Genomic DNA, 24,196 nt, shown 5'->3' with positions numbered 1-24,196 from the left:
AGACACAAAAAAAGCTCCAATTCAATTGGAGCTTTTTTATATACATCTTTTGCTTATTGTAAAATTAGTCGCGATCAACCAATTCTACATATGCCATTGGCGCATTGTCACCATCACGGTAACCGCATTTTACGATACGCAAATATCCACCTGGACGGGTCTGGTAACGAGGACCTAACGTGCCAAATAGTTTGCCTACCATAGCTTTGCTACGCATACGGCTAAATGCCAAACGACGGTTAGCAACGCTGTCTTCTTTAGCCATAGTAATTAATGGCTCGGCAACGCGACGTAACTCTTTTGCTTTTGGTAAAGTTGTTTTGATCAGTTCATGCTCAAATAATGAGTTAGTCATGTTCTGAAACATTGCCTTACGATGACTGCCGGTACGACCCAGCTTGACTCCACTCTTACGATGGCGCATAGTCAAAAATCCTTAAAGTTTAACGGCTACGATAAGAAAAGCGATCATCAACACGAAGGTCAGCTGGTGGCCAGTTATCTAGGCGCATACCGAGCTCTAAATCTTTAGACGCTAGTACGTCTTTGATTTCCGTTAATGATTTCTTACCAAGATTTGGGGTTTTTAGAAGTTCAGTCTCTGAACGTTGTACCAAATCACCGATATAGTAAATGTTTTCAGCTTTCAAGCAGTTGGCTGAGCGAACCGTTAGTTCAAGATCGTCCACAGGGCGTAATAGCACCGGATCAACCTCTTCTTTCTCTTTCACAGGCTCAGGCGCTTCTTCAGCTTCTAGGTCAACAAAGATAGAAATCTGTTGTTGTAAAATAGTGGCTGCTTTACGAATTGCTTCTTCTGGATCTATAGTGCCATTAGTTTCAAGCTCAATGATAAGACGATCAAGATCAGTACGCTGCTCTACACGAGCGTTCTCAACCTGATAAGCAACACGAAGCACAGGACTAAAACTTGCATCAAGCTTTAAACGTCCGATTGCTTTAGTATCACCATCTTCACGGCGCTGGTTTGCTGGCTCATATCCACGACCCATTACTACACGCAAACGCATCTTAAGATGACCACGATCACTCAATGTACCCAACACCAATTCTGGATTGACGATGTCTACATTATGCGGTAACGCGATGTCTGCAGCAGTAATAGTGCCTGGACCTTGTTTATCCAAGGTCAAAAATACTTCATTTTGGTCATGAAGGGTAATAGCCAAGCCTTTTAGATTCAAAAGCAAGTCAAGTACATCTTCTTGTAGCCCTTCAAGCGTTGAGTATTCATGGTCAACACCATCAATCTCAGCTTCAATGACTGCAGCACCAGGTAATGAAGATAACAAGATGCGACGTAAGGCATTACCAAGGGTATGCCCAAAGCCGCGTTCTAACGGTTCGAGCGTGACTTTCGCAATCGTTTCATTAACCGTATCCACATTAATGGCATTCGGCGTTAGAAACTCAGTTGCATTTAGCATCATGATGTCACCTCGATTTATTAAACTGGTTTAATTAACGTTGATTGCTCAATGCCGTTTTCACGACATCGAGCAGTACGTCATTACTTAGAGTATAGCTCAACGATCAAGCTTTCGTTGATTTCAGCAGGTAGATCAATACGATCAGGCGCTTGTTTAAACGTGCCTTGTAATTTGCTGTGGTCAACATCTAGCCATTCTGGAATACCACGTTGGCTAGCCAGCTCAATTGCGTTTTTAATACGTAATTGCTCGCGAGACTTCTCTTGGATAGCGATGACATCACCGTCTTGCAACTGAATTGATGGAATGTTCACACGAACAAACTCATCACGGCCAGCTTTTTTTACCATAACAGTACGATGACTGACTAGCTGACGTGCTTCGGCGCGAGTTGAGCCAAAGCCCATGCGATAAACAACGTTATCTAGACGGCTCTCAAGCATAGCTAACAGGTTTTCACCAGTAGCACCGCGCTTACGAGCAGCTTCTTTATAGTAATTAGCAAACTGACGCTCTAATACACCATAGATACGCTTAACTTTCTGCTTTTCACGCAGCTGTAAAGCATATTCTGAGGTCTTGTTACGGCTTACACCGTGTTGACCTGGTGGACGACCAGCTTTTTTCGTTTTTACGTCGTATGGTTTAACGCCAGACTTAAGACCTAAGTCCGTGCCTTCACGACGTGATAATTTGAGTTTTGGTCCAATATAGCGGGCCATTGTTATGTCTCCTATAAGCTTTTGGGATAAAAAGCTTCGTCTTTAATATTAGACGCGGCGCTTTTTCGGCGCACGGCAACCATTGTGTGGGATTGGGGTTACATCAGAGATGCTGTTAACTTTATAACCCAATGCACCTAGTGCTCTTACCGCAGACTCACGACCCGGTCCTGGTCCTTTGACCAAAACGTCGATATTCTTAACACCATATTCTTGAGCCGCTTTACCAGCGACCTCAGCTGCAACCTGAGCTGCAAATGGTGTAGATTTACGTGAACCACGGAAGCCTTGTCCACCTGAAGTGGCCCAAGCCAGTGCATTACCTTGACGATCGGTAATCGTAACAATGGTGTTATTAAAAGACGCATGGATATGGGCAATGCCCTCCGATACTGAACGACGAGTCACTTTCTTGCGACTACGAGTGTCTTTAGCCATCTTTTAGCTTCCTAAGTTAATTATCTTTTGAGAGGGCGTGTCGGACCCTTACGAGTACGAGCGTTGTTCTTAGTATTCTGACCTCTAACTGGTAGGTTACGACGATGACGGATGCCACGGTAACAACCAAGATCAACTAAACGCTTAATATTCATTGACACTTCACGACGAAGATCACCTTCAGTCATGTAATTTGCAACTTGTGCACGGATAGCATCTAACTGTGTATCATCTAACTGACTAACTTTAGTAGTAGGGGCAATGCCAACTGCTTCTAAGATTTTCTGAGCAGTGGTACGACCTACACCAAAGATGTAAGTTAGTGAAATAACAGCATGCTTATTATCCGGAATGTTTACGCCGGCAATACGAGCCATTGATTTCTCTCCATTAAAGAAAAATAAGCGTTATTTATCAATAAGGCTTTATTTTTCAGATTTGTTGCTGTCAATACTAAAGCTTTTATAATTATAATCGCTGCTTTGACTTAGTTACAAGCCTATTCATTGACGGTCTTATAAAAGTTTTTGCATAAACTACGGCAAGTGGCGGATGATATCCCATCCGCCGTCATTTTTCAAGTATTAATTGAGATAGTAACAAAAGTCTAAGACTTTATAATACTAAATATTAACCTTGACGTTGCTTGTGGCGAGGTTCTGCTGTACAGATGATATGTACACGGCCTTTACGGCGCACAACTTTACAGCTACCACAAATCTTTTTAACTGATGCTTGAACTTTCATAGCATGCTCCTTTGAGATATCGTACCGCTCATTTAAGGTTGAGTGGGCGATTGAATTAACGTCTGATCATGATATTGATGGGTCATCAAATGCGCTTGGATTTGCGAAATGAAGTCCATTACCACAACCACCATAATCAGTAAAGACGTACCACCGAGTTGAAACGGCACACCAAACGATGACTGGACGACCATTGGCATTAAACAAATAACCGTCATATACATCGCGCCAATAAAGGTCAGTCGGTTTAATACATGATCTAGGTAACGCTGAGTTTGTTGTCCGGGGCGAATACCTGGGATATACGCACCACTACGTTTAAGGTTTTCAGCTACTTCACGTGGGCTAAATACCAATGCCGTATAGAAGTAACAGAAGAAAATAATCATCGCGCCAAACAGAACCAAATATAGCGGCTGTCCTGGAGACAACACCAATGCCATATTCTGTAGTATCTTTTGTGTAAGGGTAGGATCAGTTGATTGACCGACCCACTGCCCTAAACTTGCTGGAAACAACAACAATGAGCTGGCAAAAATGGCTGGTATAACCCCTGCCATGTTCAGCTTCAACGGCAAATGTGACTGCTGCTGAGCATATATTTTGCGACCCTGTTGCTGCTTCTGCGCATAATTCACTGGAACACGGCGCTGAGCACGTTCAATATAAACAATACCAGCAGTAACCGCGATGCCTAGTAGCACAAAAATAAACAGTACAATCAAGTTCATCTGCCCTTGATTGACCTGTTCAATAGACTGCGAAATCATACCTGGCGTACCAGCCACAATACTCGCAAAAATGAGCATTGAAATACCGTTACCTACGCCGCGCTCTGTAATCTGCTCACCAAGCCACATTAAGAACATAGCACCCGCTACTAAAGATGTAACGGCTGGAATATAAAAGGTCAGACCAGAAGATAAAGTAAGATTTTGACTGATTAAGCCAGCACACATTCCTAATGACTGTACTAGGGCTAAAGCAAGTGTCCCTTGACGGGTGTACTTGTTCAACTTACGTCGTCCCGCTTCGCCTTCTTTTTTGAGGGCTTCAAGCGATGGCAATACTGCAGACATCATCTGTACAATAATCGATGCTGAAATATATGGCATAATGCCGAGCGCCATAATGGACATACGCTCTAGTGCACCACCTGAGAACATGTTAAACATACTCAAAATGGTGTTTTCGTTGCGCGAAAACAGATCAGCCAAGTTGACCGGATTGATGCCCGGTACTGGAATATGTGACCCTAAACGATAAACAACCAATGCGCCGATTAAGAATAATAAACGCGTCCATAATTCATCATACTTGCGTATGAATGCAAATGGATTGAGCGGTATACCAGTCGATGACATTGATTGTTTTGACACGTTACTACTCCTCGATGCTACCACCAGCAGCTTCGATTGCTAGCTTAGCGCCTTTAGTCACTTTGATACCTTTAAAGGTATAAGCCTTAGTGACTTCGCCTGACAACATAATACGGGCACGCTTCATGTCGTGACGGACTAGGTTAGCAGCTTTAAGTGTTTCAAGGCTAACCACATCGCCATCAATTTTATTCAGTTCAGAAAGACGTACTTCAGCCGTCTTCATTGCCATTTTACTGGTAAAACCAAATTTCGGTAGACGGCGATATAAAGGCATTTGACCACCTTCAAATCCTGAGCGTATGCTAGAACCTGAACGAGATTTCTGACCTTTTACACCACGACCACCAGTCTTACCAAGACCTGAACCGATACCACGACCACGACGTTGGGCAGTTTTCTTTGCGCCAACACCTGGTGATAATTCATTTAATCTAAGACCCATTACGCTTCCTCCACTTTTACCATGTAGTTAACGCGATTGACCATACCACGTGTTGAAGGTGTATCTTCTACTTCAACAGTATGATTAATACGGCGTAAACCCAATCCTTTCAAGCTCGCTTTGTGGCTCTTTAGGCGATGGGCACCCGATTTAAATTGAGTGACTTTCATTTTTTTCATCGTAACTCACCTAGTCTAAGTTAACCCAAGATTTCGTCTACAGATTTACCACGTTTTGCTGCCATCTTCTCTGGAGTTGACATATCACGTAAACCGTTAAACGTTGCGCGAACAACGTTAGCAGTATTGGTAGAACCATAACATTTAGTCAAAACATCTTTGACACCAGCAACTTCTAATACAGCACGCATTGCGCCACCAGCGATTACGCCAGTACCTTCAGATGCAGGTTGCATATAAACTTTACTAGCACCATGACGTGCTTTGATCGGATGATACAAAGTTGCATCATTTAGCTCAACAGTAATCATATTACGTTTGGCAGCTTCTAGTGCTTTTTGGATAGCCGCTGGCACTTCACGTGCTTTACCGCGACCAAAACCAACACGACCATTGCCATCGCCCACTACAGTCAATGCAGTGAAAGAGAAAATACGACCACCTTTAACAACTTTTGCAACGCGATCAACGGTAACTAAGCGTTCTACTAGACCGTCAGTCTGTTCATTTTTATCATTTTTATCATTTTTATCATTTCTAGCCATGATTAAAACTCCAATCCGTTTTCGCGAGCTGCTTCTGCTAAAGCTTTAACTCGACCATGATATTTAAAACCACTACGGTCAAAGGCAACTTTAGTGATACCAGCTGCTTTTGCGCGTTCTGCGATCATTTGGCCCACAGACGTTGCTGCATCAGCATTGCCAGTCGCGCCTGAGCGCAAGCTGCCGTCTAAGGTAGATGCCTGAGCAATCACTTCACCACCGGTAGGAGAGATAATCTGGGCATAAATATGTTTTGGCGTGCGAGTAACCGTTAAGCGATGAACGCCTAAGAAACGGATATGCGCGCGGGTTTTCTTAGCTCGACGCAGACGAGCTGCTTTTTTATCAAACATTTCAACTCACCTTATTTTTTCTTGGCTTCTTTGCGAATCACATGCTCGTCACTATAACGAATACCTTTACCTTTATAAGGCTCAGGTGGGCGGAAACCGCGGATATTAGCCGCTGCTTGACCAAGCTGCTGTTTATTGTTTGATTTCAAAACAATTTCAGTTTGCGTTGGGGTTTCAGCTGACACACCTTCAGGCAACGTATATTCTACTGGATGAGAGTAACCAACGTTCAAAGTTACCTTGTTACCAGCAACTTGTGCGCGATAACCAACACCAATTAACTGAAGACGCTTTTCAAAGCCTTCATTCACGCCTTTAACATAGTTGTTAACAAGAGCGCGCATGGTGCCAGTGTGCATCATAGCTTCTTTTGAATCGACTGTAGGTGAGAAAATGATCGCATCATCTTCCTGTTTCAGCTCGACCAATTCATGCAGGCGTAAAGACAAAATGCCGTTCTTGCCTTTCACTTCGACCTGCCGATCGTTCAAAGTAACACTTACGCCGTTTGGCAGTGTCACTGGGGCTTTAGCCACACGAGACATAGGAATATTCCTTAAAAAATTAACTTCTTTATATTAGCGAAAAAACTAACAGGCTAAAAAGCGTGTTAGTTTAGCATAGTTGACTGCGTTAGACACCTATCAATTTGAAATAATTCATTATTACTCAATCAATAGAAGTCTAACAATCATCAAATAGACTTTATCGTCGTGTAGCTTACGCTACAAATGCGACGATTTCACCACCGATACCAGCAGCGCGTGCAGCACGATCACTCATGATGCCTTGGCTGGTTGATACGATAGCAACACCCATACCTTGCTTAACAGTAGGGATAGCGTCTTTGCCGCGGAACTGGCGTAAACCAGGACGGCTAAAACGTTGAATCGTTTCGATGACAGCGCGGCCTTCGAAGTATTTCAATTCGATAGATAGGGTTGCTTTATTGTTTGCTTCTTCAGTAACAACAGCGCTCGCCACATAACCTTCGCTAACTAGCAAATCAGCAATTGATTTACGTAATTTAGAGCTCGGCATTGCTACCGATACTTTGTTAGCCATTTGTGCGTTACGAATACGGGTTAGCATATCCCCAACGGTATCTTGCATACTCATATAGTTACCCCTTACCAGCTTGCTTTACGAACACCAGGCACATCGCCTTGCATGACACGCTCACGCAGCATATTGCGTGACAAGCCAAACTTGCGGAAGTAACCGTGAGGACGACCGGTGATAGCACAACGATTGCGCAGACGTACTGGCGATGAATTGCGTGGAAGAGCTTGTAGCTCTAGCATCGCTTCCATACGAGTCTCGTCACTTGCAGTCATATCACTGATAGTTTCTTTTAGCTTGATACGCTTATCAGCGTACTTAGCAACCATTTTTTCGCGCTTTAATTCGCGGTTAATCATGCTCTTCTTTGCCATAACGTCTTTACCTTATTTAAATGGGAAGCCGAATGCTTTAAGCAACGCGCGACCTTCTTCATCAGATTGAGCTGACGTGGTGATTGTCACATCCATACCGCGGATACGATCAATCTTGTCAAAATCTACTTCTGGGAATACGATCTGTTCTTTGATACCCAATGAGTAGTTACCACGTCCGTCAAAGGCTTTAGGTGAAAAACCGCGGAAATCACGAATACGAGGAATTGCAATGGCAATGAGACGATCTAGAAATTCGTACATTTGCTCACCGCGTAGCGTTACTTTGCAGCCAATTGGCCATTCTTCACGAATTTTAAAGCCAGCAACTGATTTACGCGCTTTGGTGACGACAGGTTTTTGACCAGCGATAGCGGTCATGTCAGCTACTGCACCTTCAAGCAATTTCTTGTCTTGAGACGCGCCGCCCACACCCATGTTAAGTGTGATTTTAGTGATTTTAGGCACTTGCATCACATTAGCCAAACCAAGCTCTTCTTTGATTTGCTGCTTTAATTCTTCGTTATATAAAGATTTTAATCTTGCCATTACCATTACACCCTTAGTGTCTTACGCAGTCGCCACTACTTCACCGTTCGAACGATAGACGCGTTGTTTCTTGCCGTCTTCGCCGAACTGATAAGTAATACGATCAGCTTTTTGGGTTTGCGCATTTAATATTGCGACATTTGAGATATGTAGAAAAGCTTCTTTCTTAAGAATGCCACCTTCAACGCCAGTTGCCTGATTTGGCTTCTGATGTTTAGTGACAATATTAATGCCTTCAACTTTAATACGATCATTTTTTACAGCTTGTACAGTACCTTGCTTGCCTTTGTCTTTCCCAGCAATCACGATAACTGTATCGCCTTTACGTAATTTTGACATGGATTACCTCACAATACTTCTGGTGCTAGTGATACAATTTTCATAAACTGATCACCACGTAGTTCACGAGTTACCGGTCCAAAAATACGAGTTGCAATCGGTGCTTTATTTTGGTTCAACAATACCGCAGCATTGTCGTCAAAACGCAGAACAGAACCATCAGGACGACGAACGCCTTTTTTGGTACGTACAACTACAGCATTCATCACGTCGCCTTTTTTAACACGACCGCGAGGAATGGCTTCTTTAACCGTTACTTTAATAATGTCGCCAACTGATGCATAACGACGATGAGAGCCACCCAGTACTTTAATGCACTGAACTCGTCTTGCACCGCTATTATCTGCAACTTCCAGCATCGATTCAACCTGAATCATAGCGTTACTCCACACGTATGAGCAATAAAAACCAGTTGCTGCCGCTAGCACAGTATGAGTAGTCGGCATTTTAATAATAATAACCGCTGCTACTCTTAATGTGAGTGATATACGCTCGGCGCAATCAGCATCCTTAAAAAGGCGGCTATTTTAACAGCTTCTGGCTTTTAATGCAATTTACTTAGATTTTTTCTACTTTTTCAACCACTTCAACCAAAGTCCAAGACTTGGTTTTAGAGATTGGACGCGTTTCTTTGATGCGGACAAGGTCGCCTTGTTGGCAAACGTTATTCTCATCATGTGCTTTGATTTTTGTAGAACGACGAAGCTGCTTGCCATACAAAGGATGACGAACCAGACGCTCAATCAAAACTGTGATGGACTTGTCCATCTTGTCACTGACAACTCGTCCTGTCAATACGCTAGCATTAGCTGTTTGATTGTTATCGCTCATGAGTCGCCTCGTTGTTTCTCGTTAATCAAAGTCTGAAGCTGAGCAATCGCACGACGATTAACACGTACTTCATGGGTATTACCCAACTGACCAGTTGCTTTAGCCATACGAATACGGAAAGCATCAAGTTGCTTTTCATCAAGTAACTGAGTCAGTTCTTCTAATGATTTATCACGTAATTCACTGATCTTCATTACATTATCGTCCGCTTAACAATGGTAGTTTTAAAGGGCAGTTTTGCTGCAGCAAGCGTAAACGCTTCGCGAGCAAGTTCTTCTGAAACCCCTTCGAGTTCATATAGCACTTTACCAGGTTTGATTTCGCATACCCAATATTCTACAGGACCTTTACCTTTACCCATACGTACTTCTAGTGGTTTGTTGGTAATTGGTTTGTCTGGGAATACACGGATCCAAATCTTACCACCACGCTTAATTTTACGAGTGATGGTACGACGTGCTGCTTCAATTTGACGGGCAGTCATACGACCACGAGTCAACGATTTTAGACCAATTTGTCCGAATGCAACGGTGCTTCCACGATGAGCTAGCCCAGTGTTACGACCTTTGTGCATTTTACGAAACTTGGTACGTTTTGGCTGTAACATAGTTTAACCTCTGTCTGTGTTTCGACGGTTTCCGTTTCCACGACCACGGCGTTTTGGCGCACGAGTCTGCTCTTCTTTAACGGGATTGTATACACTGTTCATACCGTCAAGGATTTCGCCACGGAAGATCCAAACTTTTACACCGATGGTGCCGTAAGTAGTTTCCGCACGTACTGACGAATAGTCGATATCAGCGCGTAGTGTATGCAATGGCACACGACCTTCACGGTACCATTCAGTACGAGCAATCTCAGCACCGCCAAGACGGCCAGACAGCTCAACTTTAATACCTTTAGCACCAGAACGCATGCTGTTCTGTACGGCGCGCTTCATAGCACGGCGGAACATAACACGACGCTCAAGCTGACTTGCGATACCTTCCGCTACTAAATGAGCATCAAGATCAGGCGAGGTGATTTCTTCAATGTTGACCTGAGCAGGTACGCCCATAATTTTGGTCAATTCTTTTTGAAGTCTTTCAATGTCTTCGCCTTTCTTACCGATAACGATACCAGGACGCGCAGTAGCGATGGTAATCTTAGCAGCACCGGTAGGACGCTCAATCATGATTTTGCTAATCATAGCACTATCAAGCTTTTTGCGCAGATATTCACGAACTTGAATGTCGTTGATTAGGTATTCTGAGTATTGTTTAGGGTTAGCATACCAGTTTGCGTTATGCTTCTTTACAACACCAAGACGAATTCCGATTGGATGTACTTTTTGACCCATAACTTATTCTCCTACCTTTATAGTGATGTGACAGGTACGCTTACTGATACGATCAGCGCGACCTTTAGCACGTGGTAGGATACGTTTTAGCGTAATGCCTTCATCAACGTAGATGGTTGATACTTTAAGGGTATCAATATCTAGACCGTTGTTATGTTCGGCATTGGCGATGGCTGAGTTAAGACATTTCTTAACAAATACAGCGCCTTTTTTATTACTATACGTTAGGATATCCAAAGCACGCTCGATAGATTTGCCACGAACTTCATCGGCAACGAGTCTAACTTTTTGTGCCGATATGGCGGCACCGCGTAATTTTGCAGTTACTTCCATGGTAAGCACCTTATCTCTTAGCTTTTTTGTCAATGCCATGACCACGATACGTACGAGTCGGGGCAAATTCACCTAGTTTATGACCAACCATCTGTTCACTCACGATAACCGGTACATGAGTACGGCCATTGTGAACAGACAAGGTTAAGCCAACCATTTGTGGTAGGATCATCGAACGGCGCGACCAAGTCTTAATTGGCTTGCGTGAGTTGGTGTCTAATGCATTCTCAACTTTGGCAAACAAATGCGCGTCTATGAATGGACCTTTTTTCAATGAACGAGGCATGAAATTCTTCCTTTATTTCTTCTTGGCGCGACGGCGGATGATCATATTGTCAGTACGCTTATTACTACGCGTTTTAAGTCCTTTAGACTTCTGACCCCAAGGGCTGGTTGGATGGCGACCTTTATTACGACCTTCACCACCACCATGTGGGTGATCAACCGGGTTCATAGCAACACCACGAACAGAAGGACGAACACCACGCCAACGTGAAGCACCGGCTTTACCAAGTGATTTCAAGTTGTTTTCAGTGTTAGAAACTTCACCGATAACGGCACGGCAGTTCACGTGTACACGGCGTGTTTCGCCAGAGCGCATACGTAGAATAGCATAAATACCTTCACGACCTAACAACTGAACGCTAGCACCCGCAGAACGAGCCATCTGTGCGCCTTTACCGATTTTAAGTTCGATATTATGGATCACAGTACCCAATGGGATGTTTTTCAGCGGTAAACAGTTACCTGGACGAATTGGTGATAGCTCACCTGACATTACTGTATCGCCAACTGCTTGTTTTTTAGCAGCAATGATATAGCGACGTTCGCCATCAGCGTACTTAAGTAAAGCAATGTGTGCAGTACGGTTAGGATCGTATTCAATACGCTCTACCGTTGCTGGGATATTGTCTTTAGTACGTTTGAAATCGATAATACGATAATGCTGCTTATGACCACCGCCAATATGACGAGTCGTTATGCGACCATTATTGTTACGACCACCAGTTTTACTTTTTGATTCGAGAAGCGCTGCAAACGGACGACCTTTATAAAGGTGTGGATGCACCACTTTTTCAACAAAACGACGGCCTGGTGATGTTGGCTTTGCTTTTACGATAGGCATGAGTGTAATCCTTATTCGTTGTTCGCTGTTTCACTAGTAGAAGCAGTCGTATTCGCGACCTCTTCACCAGCATCAGCCATTTGTACATCTTGACCAGCTTTTAAGGTAACGTAGGCTTTTTTGTAGTCATTACGACGGCCAATACTTTTACCAAAACGCTTTGTCTTACCTTTAACATTCAAAGTGTTTACTTTTAAAACTTCAACACCTTCAAACATCATCTCAACCGCTTTTTTGACTTCAAGCTTAGTAGCGTTAGAGTCAATTTTAAATACCTGCACACCAAGTGAGTCGCCAAGCATTTGAGATTTCTCTGAGAATACAGGTCCTCTTAGGATCTGATAAAGTCTTGCGTTATTCATGCTAGTGCTTCCTCAAATTGTTTCGCAGCTTCGACTGTCATGATCACTTTATCAAAAGCGATCAAGCTCACTGGATCCACTTCACTTGTATCAAGTACATTGACATGTGGGATGTTGCGAGCAGCTAAGTATAAGTTTTCGTCAACTTCTTTAGTGACGATTAATGCACGTGATGCATTTAACTCACCTAACTTTGCAATCAACTCTTTAGTCTTAGGTCCAGAAACGCTTAGCTCTTCGACCAAAATCAAACGCTCTTGGCGAATCAATTCGGCTAAGATACACTGCATAGCACCGCGATACATTTTACGGTTAACTTTCTGTGACCAATCTTGTGGTTTAGCCGCGAATGCACGACCGCCCCCACGCCAGATTGGGCTACGAATAGAACCTGCACGAGCGCGACCAGTACCTTTTTGGCGCCATGGCTTAATGCCACCACCAGAAACTTCGGCACGGGTTTTTTGAGCGCGTGTACCTTGACGAGCACCAGCAAGATATGCGGTGACGACTTGATGCACTAGTGCTTCGTTGAATTCACGACCGAAAGCCGTATCAGAAAGCTCAACTGCCGCCCCTGTAACTGTTTTTAAATCCACGTTAATCCCCTTGCTTAGGCTTTGACTGACGGACGTACGATGACATCGCCACCGGTGGCACCTGGGATAGCACCCTTGATGACAAGTAACCCTTTTTCAACATCAACCGATATCACTTCTAGGCCCTGAACGGTAACGCGTTTGTTACCCATCTGACCTGGCATTTTTTTGCCTTTGAAGACTTTACCTGGTGACTGGTTTTGACCAGTTGAACCAATGGCACGGTGAGATACTGAGTTACCATGAGTGGCATCTTGCATGCTGAAGTTGTGACGCTTCACGCCGCCTTGAAAGCCTTTACCTTTACTGTTACCTGTGACATCAACCATCTGACCTTGTTCGAACAAGTCAGCTAGGATCTCACCACCAATTTCACGACCTTCAAGATCGCTATCATTGGCACGAAATTCCCAAACACCACGACCAGCGGCAACGCCAGCTTTAGCGAAGTGACCTTTTTGAGCTGCTGCTACGCGGCTGTCACGACGGGTACCTGTGGTAACTTGGATGGCTTGATAGCCATCTACATCAGTATTTTTTACTTGAGTAATGCGATTAGCACTGATCTCAACCACTGTTACAGGGATAGATGCGCCTGCTTCAGTGAAGACACGGGTCATGCCGCATTTTTTACCGACTAAACCGATCGCCATTTTAGACCTCTTTATATCTTATATTAATGGGTTGGGTGTTTATGTGCATTAACCCAAAGCAATTTGAACGTCAACACCCGCCGCCAAGTCAAGCTTCATTAGCGCATCCACAGTTTTGTCGGTAGGTTGAACGATGTCAACCATACGCTTATGAGTACGGATTTCGTACTGATCACGAGCGTCTTTGTTTACGTGTGGTGAAGTTAGAACGTTGAAGCGCTCAATGCGAGTCGGCAACGGTACAGGACCACAAACTTGCGCACCGGTGCGCTTTGCAGTATCAACAATCTCTTGTGCAGATTGATCAATCAGACGATGATCAAAAGACTTAAGACGGATACGGATTCTCTGGTTAGCCATGCCAGCAAGCTCCTAATATGTGCTTTTGTCATTTTTGCTTTGCAAAGATATGATCAAAAGCCGTTTGGTTAAATATTCACTTAAAGCGGCCTTCTGTTCTTAACCAGAATGAGTTCTTTATCCGAACTTGTAGCGTGCCAAAAGCAAAATAGTTTAAAGCCCCGCCGACCCTTCCATTATAGGATGTCAGCAAAGGCATAATGAAATAGTGCTAGAAACGATGCTCTAGCTGTCATAGCGCCCGCTGTTTGATTGGCGGCGCATATATAATTCAGTGGTGTATATTATACATAGTATTTCAGTCATTGCAAGGGTAATATCTGTAGCGACTTATGATATTACCCTTTATAAACAGTAATATGTAAACAACAGCATCTGTGCTTAATAATCACGCTTATATGAATCGATAACTATGCACTGTTAATCTAAAGCTATGAAACATCAATCCAAAACAATGTCATATTGCTCTTGAGTATAGAGATTTTCGACATCAAAGGTAATCACTCTACCAAGTAAATACTCTAAATCTGCCACTGTGTCTGACTCTGAAGTGAGAAGTAAATCAATGACTGCGGCATGAGCAACGACCGTAAATTTCTTGGGAGAGTTATAAGTACGAGCACAACGCATGATTTCACGGAATATCTCAAAGCACACTGTCTCAGCCGTTTTGACAAAGCCGCGTCCTTGACAGGTCGAGCATGGCTCACATAGCTGCTGTCCGAGCGACTCACGCGTACGTTTACGCGTCATCTCTACTAACCCAAGCTCACTGACCTGAGTAATCTTAGTTTTGGCATAGTCTTGTACTAGCTGTGATTGCAGGCTCTCTAACACATCATCTTTATGCTGCTGTTCAAGCATGTCAATAAAGTCTAGAATGATAATACCGCCTAGATTACGCAAACGCAGCTGACGGGCGATTGCATGAGTTGCCTCAAGATTGGTTTTATAAACCGTATCTTCTAACGAACGCCCGCCTACGAATGATCCCGTATTGACATCGATCGTGGTCATCGCTTCTGTTTGGTCGATAATGAGATAGCCACCTGATTTTAAATCTACGCGGCGTTTTAAAGCATCACGCAAATCTTCTTCGACACGATGGACATCAAACAAGGATGGCTCAGCGGTATAATGGACAATGCGGTCATAGACAAAAGGCACAAACTCTTTGGCAAAGGATCTGACTTGTTCATAAATTTGTGCATTATCAATGATGACTTTCTCGGTATCCGCGTGTACCAAATCACGGATAGAGCGCAGCGGTAATGATAGCTCTTGATAAATAAGCTCAGAACTTTGATGTTGTTTCATCTCTTGGCGACGCGCGCAGATGGTACGCCACAGCTGCAATAGATAATAAATGTCTTCTTCAAGCTTATCGACAGGGACACGTTCAGCGGCGGTACGAGCGATGAGACCGCCTTTTAGATTGACCGTTTGCATCAAACTAGACAACTCAGTTTTAAGACGAGTGCGCTCCTCTTCCCCATCAATACGTTGTGAGATACCAATGTGTTCGCTTGAAGGTAGATACACCAAATAGCGAGATGGCAAGGATATATTGGTGGTCAAGCGAGCGCCTTTACTGCCTAACTGATCTTTGGTCACTTGCACTAAAATACGTTGGCTTTCATGCAAGCGATGTTGAATCAACGTTTTAGACACAGGGATGACTTCGGTATTTTGTATACTAACCACCGGTGGCGTGACAGCCAAGTTATCAGTACTATTTTCTACCACAGCATCTTCTATATTGCTATCCGAGTTTTTATCGCTATTGTCAGCCGCTTTACTTTTATTTTCTGCTACTGGACGCGGCTCACGCTGCATATCATTGACGTGTAAAAATGCTGTCCGCGACTGCCCGATATCAACGAATGCTGCCTGCATACCAGGTAAAACGCGTACGACTGTACCCAGATAGATATTGCCGACCAGACCCAATTTATGATGACGTTCAATATAAATTTCGCCCAAGATGCCATTGTCTAAGACTGCGACACGGGATTCCATTGGACTAATATTAATCAGCAGCTCTTCGGACATAATACTTTTCTCTTATCTCTCAGCTTTCTTGTTAGACGTTCATCGTCTATTATCTTTATAGTGTAACAAATGCAGCTGGCTCTCGCCCATTACTCTCGCGTGTTATTATGTGCAGCAGGTTAGAGTGACAATCAATCTCTGAGAGACAAATAATCTCCATCAGGTTCTGTCTCGTATTTTACTTGACACTAATATCTGTGACGTTTTTAATTAACGCCAGCGTTTGTGGAAGCGGTAAACCCACGACATTGGTATAGCTACCATTGATACGGCTGACCCAAATAGCACCCAAACCTTGTATACCATAACCACCCGCTTTATCAGCAGGCTCACCACTTTCCCAGTAATTACTCATCATCTCCGCAGTGAGCGCTATAAAGGTCACTTCGGTACGCTCAGTGATTTGTTGCTGATTAATGATTTGAAATACTGGCTCATGAGTTGGGCTGTTAGCCGCTTTAGAAGATAATGATACATAAGTTGCTTGAACTGCTGTCCATACTTCATGGACACTATCAGACATCTGTCGCCACATGCTATAAGCGTGCTCACGATCGACTGGCTTGACCAGCACTGTTTGACCATCTGCCAGCACACCGATGGTATCAGACGTTAGAATGATAAATGAGTCAGAAAAACAGCTTTTATCCGTTTTCAAGCGTGATGCTAGTTGCTGTATGGCAGCCTCAGCTTTAGTGGCGACCATGCGCTCGATATAGTCTGTAGGTGACTCCTCATCATGCTTTGTTTCATCGACATCTACACTCAATGTGCTAAATTCTAGTTGTGCTCTTTCTAACAGCTCACGACGGCGCGGCGAACCAGAAGCTAAAATAATATCCATCGCTACTCTCTTTATATCTGAATTTATCTACCTACTACCGAAAACTGCTGCCTGTTAGTGCATTAATATTAGTTAGTCATGATTAATAAACACCAGCGCTACAGTCTTATTGGTTGGCAGCAGAATTTTTCTTATGACGCAAATTTACGCAAAGCCAGTAGTACCAATGGCCAGCTGATGATACTCATCAACAGCGATAAGGCAGATTGTGCGACAAAGACATTCTGGATAAACATCTGTAATATCCATAAACATAATTGAAAAACAACCAATCCTAAGCTCGCTAATAACCATGCACTGATGGTATTTAGTTGCCTAATATAAATACTGGTTATTTTTATGAAGAAGGCGACTGCCACGGCGGCAAAGGCTTGCTGTCCCAAATGGGTATCCATGAGTAAGTCAGCAATGAGACCGATGGTAAATGCTGTAAAAATACCAACATAGCGTGGCTGAAATAACAACCAAAAAATTAGCACCATGATCATGACCATAGGGCGTAAGGTAGCCATACTAGGACTTAACGGATAGACATTAAGCGATGACGCAATAACAAAACTTAGAATGATAGTAGCAATCAGTAGTACCGTTGCATTCTCAGAATCAGGATACGACATGGGTACTTACCTTAACGAATGTATTGATGGCTGCTGTTAAAGCATGAGTGGGCATTGATGGGATAAAAACCATGGCTAAAAATGTATCAAAAAACAGACCAGTTAATAAATAGATGCCAGCCATTATCTGATTGGTGCTTACGTATTGAGCGCCTAACTTCTTAGCGCTCATTAAGAGTCATATTATTTTTATTCACCAGCTTATCTTGCAGGACTAATACATACGCATTATCGATAAAGTTCGCCGCTGGGGTCACTTCTATACTTCTAAAGTTATCGGCTTGAGTATCTTTAATATGGGCGATACGCCCGACACGATACCCTGCTGGAATACGCCCACCCAATCCTGATGACACCAGCTCATCACCCACACGCACGTCTGAGGTTTTGAACACATAATCAAGGCTTAATGAGGTTGGTATACCTTGCCCTGTCACGATAGCGCGTTGACCTGTGCGCTTGACTGTAACTGCAACTGATTGCTGCTCATCAGTAATCAATAGTAGGCGACTGGTATTGGGATAGACATTAATAATCTGCCCTAAAATACCGTCCTCATCAATCACTGTTTGTCCAACTTGAACCCCGTCTTGAACCCCTTTATTGAGCACCACGATTTGTCTGAGTAAGTTGGTGTCTGTACCGATTACCTGTGCCAAATTAAGATCAAATTGTTCAGGCTTGGTCGTTGATAGAATACCTTGCAGCCGCGCATTTTGTGCCAAAATATAATCTTGCTGCTGCAACTTGGCTTGCGCATGGATAAGCTGAGACTTCAATTGCATGTTTTCGCGGCGCAGCGCTTCTTTAGACTGTAAGCTGCCACCTGCCCAATGCTTGGCATAACTCGGTAACAGTGATAGCTCATAAATAGGCTGCATCGCGGCATGACTGGTACTGCGTACTGGATTAAACCATTCTGAATTTTTGCTATCGAACCACATCAGTATCAGAGCTGCTATTAATACAATGGCAGTCTTACGAAGTGCTAACGGCTGGCGCGCAAAAATACTTGGGGTCATAAGTCTTCTAACTCAGGAGTTATAAAATAAGCAGTAGCCAGTACTGGGTTCTAGTTGATTAATGCAATTAAAGGCAGCGCAACTGGCTACCTTTAATTTTATACTGTTTTGACCCACTATTTTTACACAAGCTATCATCAAGCACGACGAAGATGATTTATCAATACCGCAGTGCTTAACTAAAGCAATCTAAACAAAAATCATGTTCAAGCTTTTGTTATTGATAAAGTCAAGCGCAATACCACCGCCGCGGCTAACACAAGTCAATGGATCTTCAGCAACGGTCACAGGTAGACCTGTCTCTCTTGAGATTAACTTGTCCAAATCACGTAACAGCGCACCGCCGCCCGTCAAAACAATACCACGCTCTGCGATATCTGATGACAGCTCAGGTGGCGTCTGCTCAAGTGCAGCTTTCACTGCACTAACGATACCGCTCAGCGGATCACTCAGGGCTTTTTGTACTTCTTCTGAATTAACAGTAAAGGTTTTTGGCACGCCTTCTGCCATGCTACGACCGCGAACTTCAACTTCTAGCTGACTGTCTTCATTCAAAGCAGAGCCAACTTCGTGTTTGATACGCTCAGCTGTCGTCTCACCAATCACACAACCATGGGTACGGCGCACATGGGTGATAATAGCGTCATCAAACATATCGCCACCGATACGAATCGACTCGGCATAAACGCAACCAGATAACGCGATAACGGCAATCTCCGTCGTGCCGCCACCAATATCAACCACCATCGAACCGCTGGCCTCATGAACTGGCAAGCCAGCACCGATGGCAGCTGCCATTGGCTCTTCTAACAATAGTACTTTACTCGCACCTGCCGAAGATACCGCTTCACGAATCGCTTTACGCTCAACCAGAGTAGACTTACAAGGCACACAAACCACCACATTAGGCTGCGCCATAAAACGCTTGGCTTTTACCTTCGTGATGAAATGCTTGAGCATTTTTTGCGTCACTTCAAAGTCAGCAATCACGCCGTCTTTTAATGGGCGAATCGCTGTAATATTGGCAGGTGTACGACCAAGCATCTGCTTGGCATCAATACCAACAGCCGCAACGGTAGGGTTTTGTGTACGATTACTTCGTAACGCAACCACCGTAGGCTCGTCAAGTACGACGCCTTTATTAGGAATAAAAATGAGAGTGTTCGCAGTACCGAGGTCGATAGCGATATTATTTGATAAAAATCCAAACAGGTTCATGACTAATATTTCCAGCGTATTACAAATGAGGCGAATGAGATTGACTGAGATTGACTGAGGCGTTACTCGTCAGCGTTGAGCAGGTCGTCGTTAGACATTACTTATGGCGAAATTTGAACCTCGCAACAAGTCAAACCTAAGCAATAATGATGCAATGGAAAAACTGAGCTAAATTATACCGATTTGGCTCAAAAAAAACACAGATATTTGCATCAGTAAGTCAGGATTTCGGTCTTAAACGCTAAAAGTTGTTACAAAGTTTAAAATAGCAGTAAACACCATTCGACTTAATGAAACATCATTTAATTCAATAACTAACAAGGCTCTACAGGCAAATGATAATTTTGCTTAGCAGCACAGGTGCATACTGTAACGTATTTCAGAACGTAATGGGTAAGCAATTGAGAATCAATCGTGAATTATACGGTCAATTTTGCAAATCACGCCATCTTGGTTGATATTGTGCATCAATCAAGCGTCATGCTCTGTAAACTTAAGCCAGATGCTTTATAATAAAGCCACTATATATACATCTTAAGATAAACCCCTTGTTTTAGTTTGTGTTAATAATTATCTATATCTAATGCTTGTCTATTTTAGCCGCATTCTACTCTAACAAAAACTGTCCTTCACTGGAGAAACTATGTCACAGCAACCAGCAACGTCTGACAGCAACGTCAGCCGTGAAGAAATCCTAGAAGTTGCCAACCTTGCACGTTTGGGTGTCGATGAAAGCACAGCCGATAGCTATGCCGACGATATTAGTAAAGTATTAAAACTGATGAATACGCTATCTAACGTGGATACCACAGGCATCAAACCCTTAGCAAACATTCATGAAGCTTGCCAAGAATTGCGGGCTGATGTGGCCAAACACGATATCAACCGCGCGCGCAATCAGTCAGTCGCCCCAGCTGTTGAAGATGGCTTATATTTGGTTCCACAAGTGATTGAATAAGCAGCGCGCTGCTTTAATCGCTACCCTATTTTACTTTATGCTATTCACATTTTGACGGACGACACCTTATGTCAGAACTTCATCTATTAAGTACCCAGCAGCTTATTACGGGCTTGCAAGACAAACAATTTAGCAGCGCGGAATTAACCGAACACTATATCAAGCGCATCAATGCGTTAGATGGCAAGATAAACAGCTTTATCACTCATACTTCTGAGACAGCACGCGCGCAAGCAAAGGCAGCAGACGAGATGCGCGCACAAGGCGATCAGCGTCCATTACTTGGCGTACCGATGGCGCACAAAGACATTTTTTGTACTCAAGGTGTACTGACGACTTGTGGCTCTAAGATGCTGCATAACTTTATCTCGCCTTATGATGCTACCATCGTTTCTAACATCGACAAAGCAGGCATGATTAGTTTAGGCAAGCTCAATATGGATGAGTTTGCGATGGGCTCAGACAACAGCAGCTCTTACTATGGCACTGTGCAGAACCCTTGGAACCTAGAGCGCGTCCCTGGTGGTTCATCAGGTGGTAGTGCTGCCGCCGTTGCCGCAGGTTTTGTCCCAGTCGCAACGGGTAGTGATACTGGCGGCTCTATTCGTCAGCCTGCCTCATTTTGTGGACTAACCGGTATCAAGCCAACCTATGGTCGCGTCTCTCGCTTTGGTATGATTGCCTATGCCTCAAGCCTTGATCAAGCTGGTAGCATGGGACGCAGCGCTAAAGATTGTGCCTATCTGCTACAGCCAATGATTGGTCACGATCCACGCGATGCGACTTCTATCAAATACGATATGCCTGACTACGTACAAGACATCAATGATGCTGAAGCCGCGGCTGGTGATAAGCCATTTGACGGTCTACGTATTGGTGTTGCCAAAGAATATTTTAGTACTGGACTAGACACTGAGGTAGAAACGACCGTACGTGCTGCTCTGAAAAAATATGAAGAGCTGGGTGCGACGATTGTGGAGGTGAATATCACTGATCCTGAGATTACCCTTGCCACTTACTACATGCTAGCCCCTGCCGAAGCATCATCAAACCTGTCACGCTTCGATGGCGTACGCTTTGGCTATCGCTGTGAGAATCCAACCGATCTACTCGATCTATACACGCGTTCACGCTCTGAAGGTTTTGGCCCAGAAGTACAGCGCCGTATTTTGACCGGCACTTATGCGCTATCGGCTGGCTACTTCGATGCGTACTATACTAAAGCACAGAAGATTCGCCGCTTAATCGTCAAAGACTTCGATGAAGCGTTTGCTAGCTGTGATGTGATTGCTAGCCCAACAGCACCAACCGCTGCTTACAAGCTTACTGACAACCTTGATCCTGCGACCATGTACTTGGGTGACGTTTATACCATCGCTGTTAACTTAGCGGGTCTACCTGCGGTTAGCCAGCCAGTTGGTCTAACCTCAGAAGGTTTGCCTGTTGGCTTACAGTTAATCGGTCAACATTGGCAAGAGAGCCAATTACTCACGACTGCTCACTTATTCCAGCAGCATACAGATCATCATCTACAACACTCTGCCATCGCGAAGGAGACGGTATAATGAGTACAGCTATTACTGATAACAATGCCGTCCGTGAACACGCCGTACGTAAAGAGCTTTTCGTCGATGGTTATGAAGTGGTCATCGGCATTGAGATTCACTGCCAGCTAAATACGGAGAGTAAAATATTCTCAAGTGCGCCAACTGATTTTGGTCATGAGCCAAACAGCCAAGCCAGCATTGTAGACTTAGGTCTGCCTGGTGTATTGCCAGTGCTAAATGCTGGCGTGGTCAATCGTGCCTTAAAATTCGGTATCGGCGTCAACGCTGAGTTGGGTCTATTTAATACGTTTGACCGTAAAAACTACTTCTATCCAGATTTGCCTAAAGGCTATCAAATCACCCAGATGGCCAACCCTATCGTTGGCGAAGGCTATATCGATGTCGTGGTCAATGAAGGGGATAAGAACGAATATCCCAAACGTATGGGTATCACTCGTGCGCATTTAGAAGAAGACGCTGGCAAGTCAGTACACGACGCCGTCGATGGTATGACTGGTGTGGATTTGAACCGTGCTGGTACGCCATTAATCGAAATCGTCTCTGAGCCAGACATGCGCTCTGCTCACGAAGCACTTGCCTACATCAAAGCCATTCATCAGCTGGTCACGTGGCTTGGTATCTCAGACGCAGTGATGGCAGAAGGCTCATTCCGCTGTGATTGTAACGTCTCTATCCGTAAGCCTGGTGCTGAATTGGGTACACGTACTGAGCTGAAAAACCTCAACTCGTTCCGCTTTATTGAGCGTGCCATCAATCGTGAAATCGAGCGTCAGATCGATATCTTAGAAGACGGTGGCAAAGTCGTTCAAGCGACAATGCTTTATGATCCAGAGCGTGATGAAACTCGTACCATGCGTACCAAAGAAGACGCCAACGATTATCGCTATTTCCCTGATCCTGACTTGCTGCCTGTGCGTATCGAACAGCATACGGTTGATAGCATTCGTGCAGCAATGCCGGAGCTACCCGTTGCTCGTCGTGCCCGTTTTGAAGAAGCGCTTGGTCTATCAGAATATGATGCTCGCATCCTAACGGGTAGTCGTCAAATTGCTGATTATTTCGAAGCAGTCGTCGAAGAAATTGGGCGAGCAGATGCCAAAATGGCTGGCAACTGGGTGATGGGTGACCTACTCGGTGCGCTAAATAAAGATGATAAAGAAATTACTGACTCCCCTATCAGCGCCAAGCAATTGGCTGGCATGCTAGCCCGAATTAAAGACGATACGCTATCTGGCAAATTGGCTAAGAAAGTCTTTAGCGCTCTATACGAGCGTGAAGGCGGTGATGCTGATGATGCCGCTGACAAAATCATCGAAGAAAAAGGGCTTAAGCAAGAAACCGATACGGGCGCTATTAAAGCCATCGTTGAAGAAGTCATCGCTAAAAATGCAGCCATGGTTGAAGAGTATCGCGGCGGTAAAGAAAAAGCCTTTAACGGTCTGGTCGGTCAAGTCATGAAAGCCAGTCGTGGTAGTGCCAACCCGCAGCAAGTCAACCAAATCCTCAAAGAGCTACTAGGTTAAGGATAATTGCTGATTGGTTTTGCCCATTGGTTATGCTGACTGTGATACGTAAATTAAGGTTATAGAGTTTGACTAAAATAAATAGCCCTTGCAATATGCATAATTTTGCGTAAAATAGTCAGTCATTCGGGGCGTAGCGCAGTCTGGTAGCGCACTACACTGGGGGTGTAGTGGTCGCAGGTTCAAATCCTGCCGTTCCGACCAAACA

General features: G+C 44.1%; 36 protein-coding genes and 1 tRNA gene. 4 read left to right on the top strand and 33 right to left on the bottom strand.

Annotation, left to right across the window (positions count from 1 at the left end; translation table 11 throughout):
* Positions 1-64 precede the first annotated feature (64 nt).
* The 33 genes from rplQ to I3257_RS06370 all read right to left on the bottom strand — a co-directional run bounded on the left by rplQ (position 65) and on the right by I3257_RS06370 (position 19,939).
* Positions 65-424, bottom strand: coding sequence for a 50S ribosomal protein L17 (rplQ, locus tag I3257_RS06530; RefSeq protein WP_021813387.1), 360 nt, complete (start codon positions 422-424; stop codon positions 65-67).
* Between the two features lie 19 nt (positions 425-443).
* Positions 444-1,451 carry a DNA-directed RNA polymerase subunit alpha gene (rpoA, locus tag I3257_RS06525; protein ID WP_045446643.1) on the bottom strand — a complete coding sequence of 336 codons (1,008 nt, stop codon included), beginning with the start codon at positions 1,449-1,451 and terminating at the stop codon, positions 444-446.
* Positions 1,452-1,531: 80 nt separating this feature from the next.
* Entirely contained in the window at positions 1,532-2,173 is a 642-nt protein-coding gene (gene rpsD / locus I3257_RS06520; RefSeq protein WP_058368280.1) for a 30S ribosomal protein S4, read from the bottom strand.
* A 48-nt stretch (positions 2,174-2,221) separates the two neighbouring features.
* Entirely contained in the window at positions 2,222-2,611 is a 390-nt protein-coding gene (rpsK, locus tag I3257_RS06515; protein WP_045454458.1) for a 30S ribosomal protein S11, read from the bottom strand.
* A 20-nt stretch (positions 2,612-2,631) separates the two neighbouring features.
* A complete protein-coding gene (gene rpsM, locus I3257_RS06510; protein WP_021813384.1) occupies positions 2,632-2,988 on the bottom strand; it encodes a 30S ribosomal protein S13 in 357 nt (118 codons plus the stop codon).
* 253 nt (positions 2,989-3,241) lie between these two features.
* A complete protein-coding gene (rpmJ, locus tag I3257_RS06505) occupies positions 3,242-3,358 on the bottom strand; it encodes a 50S ribosomal protein L36 (protein WP_010196721.1) in 117 nt (38 codons plus the stop codon).
* 32 nt (positions 3,359-3,390) lie between these two features.
* Positions 3,391-4,722: a preprotein translocase subunit SecY gene (gene secY / locus I3257_RS06500; RefSeq protein WP_173936727.1), complete on the bottom strand. Its 1,332-nt coding sequence runs from the start codon at positions 4,720-4,722 to the stop codon at positions 3,391-3,393.
* A 19-nt stretch (positions 4,723-4,741) separates the two neighbouring features.
* Positions 4,742-5,182 (bottom strand): 50S ribosomal protein L15, encoded by a 441-nt coding sequence (gene rplO, locus I3257_RS06495; RefSeq protein WP_238049161.1) that lies wholly within the window; start codon positions 5,180-5,182, stop codon positions 4,742-4,744.
* Entirely contained in the window at positions 5,182-5,361 is a 180-nt protein-coding gene (gene rpmD / locus I3257_RS06490; RefSeq protein ID WP_010196714.1) for a 50S ribosomal protein L30, read from the bottom strand. The genes rplO and rpmD overlap by 1 nt, the downstream gene beginning before the upstream one ends.
* 20 nt (positions 5,362-5,381) lie before the next feature.
* A complete protein-coding gene (gene rpsE / locus I3257_RS06485) occupies positions 5,382-5,906 on the bottom strand; it encodes a 30S ribosomal protein S5 (RefSeq protein WP_238049160.1) in 525 nt (174 codons plus the stop codon).
* A gap of 2 nt (positions 5,907-5,908) precedes the next feature.
* Complete coding sequence (rplR, locus tag I3257_RS06480) at positions 5,909-6,259, bottom strand: 50S ribosomal protein L18 (protein ID WP_021813381.1); 351 nt, start codon at positions 6,257-6,259, stop codon at positions 5,909-5,911.
* 11 nt (positions 6,260-6,270) lie between these two features.
* Positions 6,271-6,804, bottom strand: a complete 534-nt coding sequence (rplF, locus tag I3257_RS06475) for a 50S ribosomal protein L6 (protein ID WP_045446634.1) — start codon at positions 6,802-6,804, stop codon at positions 6,271-6,273.
* A gap of 175 nt (positions 6,805-6,979) precedes the next feature.
* A complete protein-coding gene (rpsH, locus tag I3257_RS06470) occupies positions 6,980-7,378 on the bottom strand; it encodes a 30S ribosomal protein S8 (protein WP_045446631.1) in 399 nt (132 codons plus the stop codon).
* Positions 7,379-7,389: 11 nt separating this feature from the next.
* On the bottom strand, positions 7,390-7,695 hold the full coding sequence (gene rpsN, locus I3257_RS06465) for a 30S ribosomal protein S14 (protein ID WP_021813378.1): 306 nt from the start codon (positions 7,693-7,695) through the stop codon (positions 7,390-7,392).
* A 12-nt stretch (positions 7,696-7,707) separates the two neighbouring features.
* On the bottom strand, positions 7,708-8,244 hold the full coding sequence (rplE, locus tag I3257_RS06460; protein WP_011512858.1) for a 50S ribosomal protein L5: 537 nt from the start codon (positions 8,242-8,244) through the stop codon (positions 7,708-7,710).
* 21 nt (positions 8,245-8,265) lie between these two features.
* Entirely contained in the window at positions 8,266-8,583 is a 318-nt protein-coding gene (gene rplX, locus I3257_RS06455; RefSeq protein ID WP_045446626.1) for a 50S ribosomal protein L24, read from the bottom strand.
* An 8-nt stretch (positions 8,584-8,591) separates the two neighbouring features.
* Positions 8,592-8,960, bottom strand: a complete 369-nt coding sequence (gene rplN / locus I3257_RS06450) for a 50S ribosomal protein L14 (RefSeq protein WP_010196702.1) — start codon at positions 8,958-8,960, stop codon at positions 8,592-8,594.
* Between the two features lie 181 nt (positions 8,961-9,141).
* Positions 9,142-9,414 carry a 30S ribosomal protein S17 gene (gene rpsQ / locus I3257_RS06445; RefSeq protein ID WP_045446623.1) on the bottom strand — a complete coding sequence of 91 codons (273 nt, stop codon included), beginning with the start codon at positions 9,412-9,414 and terminating at the stop codon, positions 9,142-9,144.
* Positions 9,411-9,608: a 50S ribosomal protein L29 gene (rpmC, locus tag I3257_RS06440; RefSeq protein ID WP_011279794.1), complete on the bottom strand. Its 198-nt coding sequence runs from the start codon at positions 9,606-9,608 to the stop codon at positions 9,411-9,413. Before rpmC ends, rpsQ begins: the two co-directional genes overlap by 4 nt.
* Complete coding sequence (gene rplP / locus I3257_RS06435) at positions 9,608-10,021, bottom strand: 50S ribosomal protein L16 (protein ID WP_055125273.1); 414 nt, start codon at positions 10,019-10,021, stop codon at positions 9,608-9,610. The genes rpmC and rplP overlap by 1 nt, the downstream gene beginning before the upstream one ends.
* Before the next feature lie 3 nt (positions 10,022-10,024).
* On the bottom strand, positions 10,025-10,753 hold the full coding sequence (rpsC, locus tag I3257_RS06430; protein WP_045446618.1) for a 30S ribosomal protein S3: 729 nt from the start codon (positions 10,751-10,753) through the stop codon (positions 10,025-10,027).
* 3 nt (positions 10,754-10,756) lie between these two features.
* On the bottom strand, positions 10,757-11,086 hold the full coding sequence (gene rplV, locus I3257_RS06425) for a 50S ribosomal protein L22 (RefSeq protein WP_045446615.1): 330 nt from the start codon (positions 11,084-11,086) through the stop codon (positions 10,757-10,759).
* 10 nt (positions 11,087-11,096) lie between these two features.
* Positions 11,097-11,372, bottom strand: a complete 276-nt coding sequence (rpsS, locus tag I3257_RS06420) for a 30S ribosomal protein S19 (protein WP_010196682.1) — start codon at positions 11,370-11,372, stop codon at positions 11,097-11,099.
* Positions 11,373-11,384: 12 nt separating this feature from the next.
* Positions 11,385-12,212 carry a 50S ribosomal protein L2 gene (rplB, locus tag I3257_RS06415; RefSeq protein WP_055125272.1) on the bottom strand — a complete coding sequence of 276 codons (828 nt, stop codon included), beginning with the start codon at positions 12,210-12,212 and terminating at the stop codon, positions 11,385-11,387.
* Positions 12,213-12,223: 11 nt separating this feature from the next.
* Positions 12,224-12,574, bottom strand: a complete 351-nt coding sequence (rplW, locus tag I3257_RS06410) for a 50S ribosomal protein L23 (RefSeq protein WP_010196677.1) — start codon at positions 12,572-12,574, stop codon at positions 12,224-12,226.
* Complete coding sequence (gene rplD / locus I3257_RS06405) at positions 12,571-13,173, bottom strand: 50S ribosomal protein L4 (protein WP_045446611.1); 603 nt, start codon at positions 13,171-13,173, stop codon at positions 12,571-12,573. Before rplD ends, rplW begins: the two co-directional genes overlap by 4 nt.
* Positions 13,174-13,187: 14 nt before the next feature.
* Entirely contained in the window at positions 13,188-13,826 is a 639-nt protein-coding gene (rplC, locus tag I3257_RS06400; RefSeq protein WP_055125271.1) for a 50S ribosomal protein L3, read from the bottom strand.
* 48 nt (positions 13,827-13,874) lie between these two features.
* On the bottom strand, positions 13,875-14,186 hold the full coding sequence (gene rpsJ, locus I3257_RS06395) for a 30S ribosomal protein S10 (protein ID WP_010196670.1): 312 nt from the start codon (positions 14,184-14,186) through the stop codon (positions 13,875-13,877).
* A 441-nt stretch (positions 14,187-14,627) separates the two neighbouring features.
* Complete coding sequence (locus tag I3257_RS06390; RefSeq protein WP_238049159.1) at positions 14,628-16,238, bottom strand: Rne/Rng family ribonuclease; 1,611 nt, start codon at positions 16,236-16,238, stop codon at positions 14,628-14,630.
* Positions 16,239-16,416: 178 nt separating this feature from the next.
* On the bottom strand, positions 16,417-17,082 hold the full coding sequence (locus tag I3257_RS06385; protein WP_238049158.1) for a Maf family protein: 666 nt from the start codon (positions 17,080-17,082) through the stop codon (positions 16,417-16,419).
* A gap of 131 nt (positions 17,083-17,213) precedes the next feature.
* Positions 17,214-17,699 carry a rod shape-determining protein MreD gene (mreD, locus tag I3257_RS06380; RefSeq protein ID WP_045446600.1) on the bottom strand — a complete coding sequence of 162 codons (486 nt, stop codon included), beginning with the start codon at positions 17,697-17,699 and terminating at the stop codon, positions 17,214-17,216.
* A gap of 161 nt (positions 17,700-17,860) precedes the next feature.
* Positions 17,861-18,721, bottom strand: coding sequence for a rod shape-determining protein MreC (mreC, locus tag I3257_RS06375; RefSeq protein WP_238049157.1), 861 nt, complete (start codon positions 18,719-18,721; stop codon positions 17,861-17,863).
* 189 nt (positions 18,722-18,910) lie between these two features.
* On the bottom strand, positions 18,911-19,939 hold the full coding sequence (locus I3257_RS06370; RefSeq protein WP_083475748.1) for a rod shape-determining protein: 1,029 nt from the start codon (positions 19,937-19,939) through the stop codon (positions 18,911-18,913).
* 643 nt (positions 19,940-20,582) lie between these two features.
* Between I3257_RS06370 and gatC the strand changes: the two genes are divergently transcribed.
* From gatC to I3257_RS06350, 4 genes are all read left to right on the top strand, one after another.
* Positions 20,583-20,897: an Asp-tRNA(Asn)/Glu-tRNA(Gln) amidotransferase subunit GatC gene (gene gatC, locus I3257_RS06365; protein WP_045446594.1), complete on the top strand. Its 315-nt coding sequence runs from the start codon at positions 20,583-20,585 to the stop codon at positions 20,895-20,897.
* 68 nt (positions 20,898-20,965) lie between these two features.
* Positions 20,966-22,462 carry an Asp-tRNA(Asn)/Glu-tRNA(Gln) amidotransferase subunit GatA gene (gatA, locus tag I3257_RS06360; protein ID WP_238049156.1) on the top strand — a complete coding sequence of 499 codons (1,497 nt, stop codon included), beginning with the start codon at positions 20,966-20,968 and terminating at the stop codon, positions 22,460-22,462.
* On the top strand, positions 22,462-23,988 hold the full coding sequence (gene gatB / locus I3257_RS06355; RefSeq protein ID WP_238049155.1) for an Asp-tRNA(Asn)/Glu-tRNA(Gln) amidotransferase subunit GatB: 1,527 nt from the start codon (positions 22,462-22,464) through the stop codon (positions 23,986-23,988). Before gatA ends, gatB begins: the two co-directional genes overlap by 1 nt.
* Before the next feature lie 127 nt (positions 23,989-24,115).
* A tRNA-Pro gene (locus tag I3257_RS06350) sits at positions 24,116-24,192 on the top strand.
* Positions 24,193-24,196: the final 4 nt, after the last annotated feature.

Origin of the sequence: Psychrobacter sp. Ps7 (assembly GCF_022129225.1) — a bacterium.
GTDB lineage: Bacteria > Pseudomonadota > Gammaproteobacteria > Pseudomonadales > Moraxellaceae > Psychrobacter > Psychrobacter immobilis_A.
Note: the sequence above shows the minus strand (reverse complement) of the source record. Positions and strands in the feature narration are given on the sequence as shown.